The following is a 4,778-nucleotide window of genomic DNA, read 5'->3' as shown; positions in this document are numbered from 1 at the left end:
GGTGGCAGGGGCGACCCAGGATCCTTGATCGGTCGTGACGGCCAATACTCCGCGGCCCGCGTAAACAATCTGGTGGTCGTCGTGCCGGTGAGCGTCGATCGTGCCACCCGATGCGAGGCGCAGGGTGCGGGTTGTAGCGGTGGGCTCGTGGCGGACTTTCAGCATTAACAGACAGTTTATGGAGAGCCCGACACGGCGTCGCCTGTCCGGTCAGGTCACCGAGGCGTCATAGATTTCGTCGATGTTCGCCTTGAGCTTCTGGTCGAATTCGGCATCGCTCTGGTCGACGGTCAGGCCTTCGGTCAAGGCCCGCGAAAAGCTCGCGATCAGTCGGTGATTGTGAGCCAGCTTGTCGGCGCTCTGCGCAAGGCTGTAGCCGCCGGACAGGGCCACCACCCGCAGTACGCGGGGATGCTCGATGAGTGGGGCATACAGATTGTTCTCGTCCGGCAACGTCAGCTTGAGCATGACCTGCCGATCCTCTGGAAGCTCATCGAGTTTCGCCTGTATTGCTTCCATCAGCAGTCGGTCCGCGGTGGCCTTGTTAGTGCATTTGATGCTGACCTCGGGTTCGATGATCGGCATCAGACCATGCCGAGCGATTACCTCGGCGCTGTCGAACTGTTGGTCGACGATCGCCTTGATGCCGCCGTCGTTCGGCTCCTGGATGAACGAGCGCATTTTGGTGCCGAAGACGCCTTTTTCGACCGCACGCTCGAGCAGCGAATCGAGTTTCGTCATCGGCTTCATCAGCTGGACGCCGTACTGCGCGTCGGCAAGCCCCTGATCGACCTTGACGAACGGCACGATGTGCTTCTGCTTCCACAGAAACGCGACGGTGTCCTCGCCGTTGATGGTGCGATCCAGCGTCTGCTCAAACAGAATGGTTGCCAGGATCTTGTCGCCGGTGAAGCTGGGACTCTCGATCAGCCGCGCGCGCGCCTCGTGCATGAGGTCGAACATCTGCCCCTCGTTGCCGTATGCGGTCTCGGGTATTCCATAGAGCGCCAGCGCTTTGGGGGTGCTGCCACCGCTTTGATCCAGTGCGGCAATGAAGCCACGGCGTGAACCCATCTCATTGAGCTGCTCTTCGTTCACTGTCATCCCTCGGCCTTCCCATCGTCGACCCGTGCGTTCAGCATCGCGCAACGTCACCATTGCGGCTACCACTTCCGGTATGCCCGCAAACAAGCCATTAGCCGCCGATGGCTAGCTGACCACCGGTGACCTGCAGGATGGCGCCGTTCACGTAGCTCGCCGCCGGAGAGGCCAGGAACGTGATGGCGTTGGCGATCTCGTCGGGCGAGGCGGCCCGCCCGATCGCGGTGTAGGCGGCAAAGGCATCCGCAAGGCCTGGCGTCGCGTCGGTGCCGGGGGTTTCAGCCGGCCCGGGCTGCACCGCGTTCACCCGCACACCGGACCGACCGAACTCGTCAGCCCAGACGCGGGTCAGGAGTTCCACGCCGGCCTTGCTGGCACCGTAGATGCCGCCAGTCTTCGCCGGAGTCGTGGCAGCCACGGTGCTGAGGTTGACGACGACGCCGTGGCCGCGCTCTGCCATACCCGGCACCAACTTCTGCACCAGGATGTACGGGGCGCGCAGGTTGATGTTGATGTGCTCATCGAAGAACGCGTCATCGGTGTCGACGGTCGCACCGAACTTGTAGACACCGGCGTTGTTGATCAAGATGTCGACCGGCCCCGCTTCGGCGGCCAGCCGGCGTACGTCGTCGGCGTGTGCAAGATCGGCGGTGATGAAACGTGCCGTGCCCCCGGCGTTTTGGATCTCCTGAACAACTTTAGCGCCGCGTTCGGCACTGCGCCCGTGCACGATGACCTCGGCGCCGAGTTGAGCGAGTTGCAATGCTGCCGCCCGACCAATGCCGGCGGTGGCTCCGGTTACCAATGCGGTCGAGCCTTCAAGTGTCGTTGTCATCGGTCCTGCTCCTTCGCGGGAAACTGCGGATGTCGCGAGCAATAGCGCGGTGCCACGTCTATTTAGTCCGCCCTGCGAGCGGAGTCATCTGTTTGGCTAATCGGCGGTATTAGCGGCGGCTATAAGCTGAGCTGATAGCCATCGGCTTCGGCGTGAGGCAGCCAAAAGTTATGGACTTTCGAGAACTCAACGCTTTCGTGGCGGTCGCGGAGGAAGGCGGCATGTCCGCGGCGTCGCGTCGCTTGCATGTCAGCCAGTCGGCGTTATCGCAGACGGTGAGCGCCCTGGAACGCGAACTCGGCGTCTCGCTGCTGGAGCGCACTAGCACCGGCGTGCGCCCAACCGAGGCAGGAGCGGCGTTGCTCGTCGAGGCGCGTGCGGTCCTGGCTCGCTATCACCAGGCCGTGCGGACGATGAGCACCTATAGCACCGAGTCCAGCGAGGTCATCAGGCTTGGTATTCCGTTGGAGCTGGCTCCTGACGTGTTGCCTACGGCGCTCGCCAAATTCGCTGCGGACTCCCCGAACACGCGCGTCGTTCCGCAGCACCTCTCGACGGCCGCGCAAATCAGGGCATTGCGCAGCGATCAACTCGACGTGGGTCTGGTCCGGGAACGGCCCTCCGGCTCTGAATTCGACGCGATGCTCGTCGTTCAAGAACCTCTTGGCGTGCTCATCTCATCGAAAGTTGTTGCACGACTGGCCGACTCCGACGGCATCCAGCTGGACCAACTGGCCGAACTGAAATGGCTAGGCTTCCCGCGCGCCAGCAGCCCCGCCTGGTATGACGAGCTGACCGGCATACTCCGTAGCCATGGCATCGATGTCGGACCGGCAGCGGCCGATGATCAAGTCCTGATCGCCTCGGTGAAGTTCGTGGCGGTCGGCGGCGGACAGACTTTCGCTCTTGCTCCCGAACACGGACTGCAGCCTCTGCCGGACAACGTCACTTGGTCGCCGTTGGTCGGTAACCCAGTGGTGCGCCGCACTTGGGCGGTGTGGCCGGCGGAGTCGCGGCGACGGGACGTCGGTCGGCTGATTGCTTCGTTTCAGCCACCTGACGGCAGGTGACTCAGTAGCGCATTGAGCCCGAATTCGAAGACGGCGTCGTAGTCGGTGGGGGACTGGAGCGCCCGCACCAGCGCCTGATCGGGCCATTCGTCGTCCCACAGCGAGGGGTCCTCTTCCTCGTGTTTGGCACCCCGAACCGCCGAGAACTGCATCACCGCCGACGAGATGACATGAACCTGTACCGCTCGCAGGACAAGTGCGGCATCGGTTCCGGTCACGCCCACCTCCCCAAGCAATGCGGCCAGTGTCTGCTGAATCGGCAGAAACAGGGTGGGCGTTCGGTCGCGTTCGTGGGCGATGGCCAGCAGGTGTTGCCGCTCGATCAGGACCCTGCGTTGCGAGCGGGCAAGAGACGCAATACGTTCCACCGGGTTGTCACCGTTGATGGGCAGATGTGCCATCTCGCTGAGCAGTCGGTCGATCAGGCTGTCGAAGAGTTTGTCGCGACCGCCGACATGCCAGTAGATCGACGTGGCGGCCACCCCGAGTTCTTCGGCGAGGCCCCGCATGGTGAAGGCCTCCACTCCCTGCCGTTCGATCAGGCCTGCGGCAGTGTCCAGGATCGTCTGCGCGCTAACCGGTTCCGTCATCTGTCTCACCTCCGGTCATCCGCTCCGACTCCGGCAGGTCGAGATAGCGTTCGAGATTGCGGTGCAGATTGATCACACGCCGCTCCTCGTTGGATAGTGTGAGGTGGGTGAAGCCGGGTTGGTGCAGACCACGCTGAAGCCCGGCCAGCACCGAAATGTCTTGGGTGAGAACCAGGCCCGGCTCAGCTTCCTCGGCGGTCATCCGAACATCCGCGGGCCGGGACCGCGCAGCGCCGGGCGCCATGCGTGTCCACAACATCATCATCAGCTCGCCGTGGTCCGGATCGGGGCCTGGATGGGAGGTCATCACGGTGAGGTGGTCGGCGTTGGCCAACAATGTCATGTTGGGAAAAATGTTGTACTGGTGTAGCCGCAGCACCTGATCGGTAGTGGCCCAGCTCAAGTCGACGCCGCGTCCAACAGCGAAAGCTCTTGTCCGCTCAGCGATTATCTCCATGACGGGGTGGCCACCCGGAAACGGAGTTCCGTCTGCGACACCCATCAGCGCGCCCTGCGTACGGACATAGGAGTCCCAGACATCGGCATCGCTCAGCGGCTGCTTGAGGTGCGGACTCGGCACACCGTAGATCTGCTCGGACTTGCCGGTATGTCCCCAAATGACCTGCGGTGCGTAGACGTCGTCCATGCACCTGTGCAGCTCCGGGTGCAGCGTCTGGATGTGGTACGTCTCGCTGAACCCGTCGGCGATCGTCTTCCAATTCGCGTCGACCTCGACGGTCATGGTTGCGTAGCAACGGAAGTCGCCGAGCCCAAGCCAGGCGATGTCGTCTGGCATGGCTTCGAGGTAGTGGGCAAGCGGCGGCGCGTTCGAATCGAGATTGACGAAGACCAGCCTCTCCCAGGTGTCGACCCGGACCGCGAACAACGGAAGCTCGGCCATCGGCAGCGTCCCGAACCCCTTGCGGTTCGGGACTCGCTTGAGTGAGCCGGCCAGGTCCCACGTCCAGCCGTGATAGCCGCAGCGCAGCTCGTGCAGGTCCGAGCCGGATCCCGCGCACAGCGAGTTGCCGCGATGGCGGCACACGTTCTGGAAAGCACGCAGCGTGCCGTCGTCACCGCGAACAATGAGGACCGCGTAGGGCCCGCAACGGTATTCGAAGTAGTCTCCGGGTTCGGCGACATGGTCGACGGTGCAGGCGAGCTGCCATACCCTGGGCCACA

Annotated in this window: 5 protein-coding genes; 1 reads left to right on the top strand and 4 read right to left on the bottom strand. The window is 63.3% G+C overall.

Features of this window, described 5'->3' with window-relative positions; genetic code table 11:
• Positions 1 to 210: 210 nt before the first annotated feature.
• The gene (locus WAN02_RS15405) at positions 211 to 1,104 is read right to left on the bottom strand and encodes a fructose bisphosphate aldolase (protein WP_422265071.1); all 894 of its coding nucleotides are present in this window, start codon (positions 1,102 to 1,104) and stop codon (positions 211 to 213) included.
• Between the two features lie 91 nt (positions 1,105 to 1,195).
• The gene (locus WAN02_RS15400) at positions 1,196 to 1,936 is read right to left on the bottom strand and encodes an SDR family NAD(P)-dependent oxidoreductase (RefSeq protein ID WP_422265070.1); all 741 of its coding nucleotides are present in this window, start codon (positions 1,934 to 1,936) and stop codon (positions 1,196 to 1,198) included.
• Between the two features lie 170 nt (positions 1,937 to 2,106).
• Here WAN02_RS15400 and WAN02_RS15395 point away from each other — a divergent pair, with 170 nt between their 5' ends.
• Complete coding sequence (locus WAN02_RS15395) at positions 2,107 to 3,006, top strand: LysR substrate-binding domain-containing protein (protein ID WP_422265069.1); 900 nt, start codon at positions 2,107 to 2,109, stop codon at positions 3,004 to 3,006.
• Here WAN02_RS15395 and WAN02_RS15390 read toward each other — a convergent pair.
• Entirely contained in the window at positions 2,985 to 3,596 is a 612-nt protein-coding gene (locus tag WAN02_RS15390; RefSeq protein ID WP_422265068.1) for a TetR/AcrR family transcriptional regulator, read from the bottom strand. The genes WAN02_RS15395 and WAN02_RS15390 overlap by 22 nt on opposite strands.
• The coding region (locus WAN02_RS15385) for an aromatic ring-hydroxylating oxygenase subunit alpha (protein ID WP_422265067.1) at positions 3,580 to 4,778 on the bottom strand (1,199 nt) is incomplete at its 5' end. The genes WAN02_RS15385 and WAN02_RS15390, both read right to left, overlap by 17 nt.

Source organism: Mycobacterium sp., from assembly GCF_049281135.1.
Taxonomy (GTDB): domain Bacteria; phylum Actinomycetota; class Actinomycetes; order Mycobacteriales; family Mycobacteriaceae; genus Mycobacterium.
Note: the sequence above shows the minus strand (reverse complement) of the source record. Positions and strands in the feature narration are given on the sequence as shown.

Excerpts from the sequence above, each read along its gene's own strand:
- WAN02_RS15400 (WP_422265070.1), bottom strand. The coding sequence starts at position 1,936 with ATGACAACGACACTTGAAGGCTCGACCGCATTGGTAACCGGAGCCACC.
- WAN02_RS15405 (WP_422265071.1), bottom strand. The coding sequence starts at position 1,104 with ATGACAGTGAACGAAGAGCAGCTCAATGAGATGGGTTCACGCCGTGGC.
- WAN02_RS15395 (WP_422265069.1), top strand. The coding sequence starts at position 2,107 with ATGGACTTTCGAGAACTCAACGCTTTCGTGGCGGTCGCGGAGGAAGGC.
- WAN02_RS15390 (WP_422265068.1), bottom strand. The coding sequence starts at position 3,596 with ATGACGGAACCGGTTAGCGCGCAGACGATCCTGGACACTGCCGCAGGC.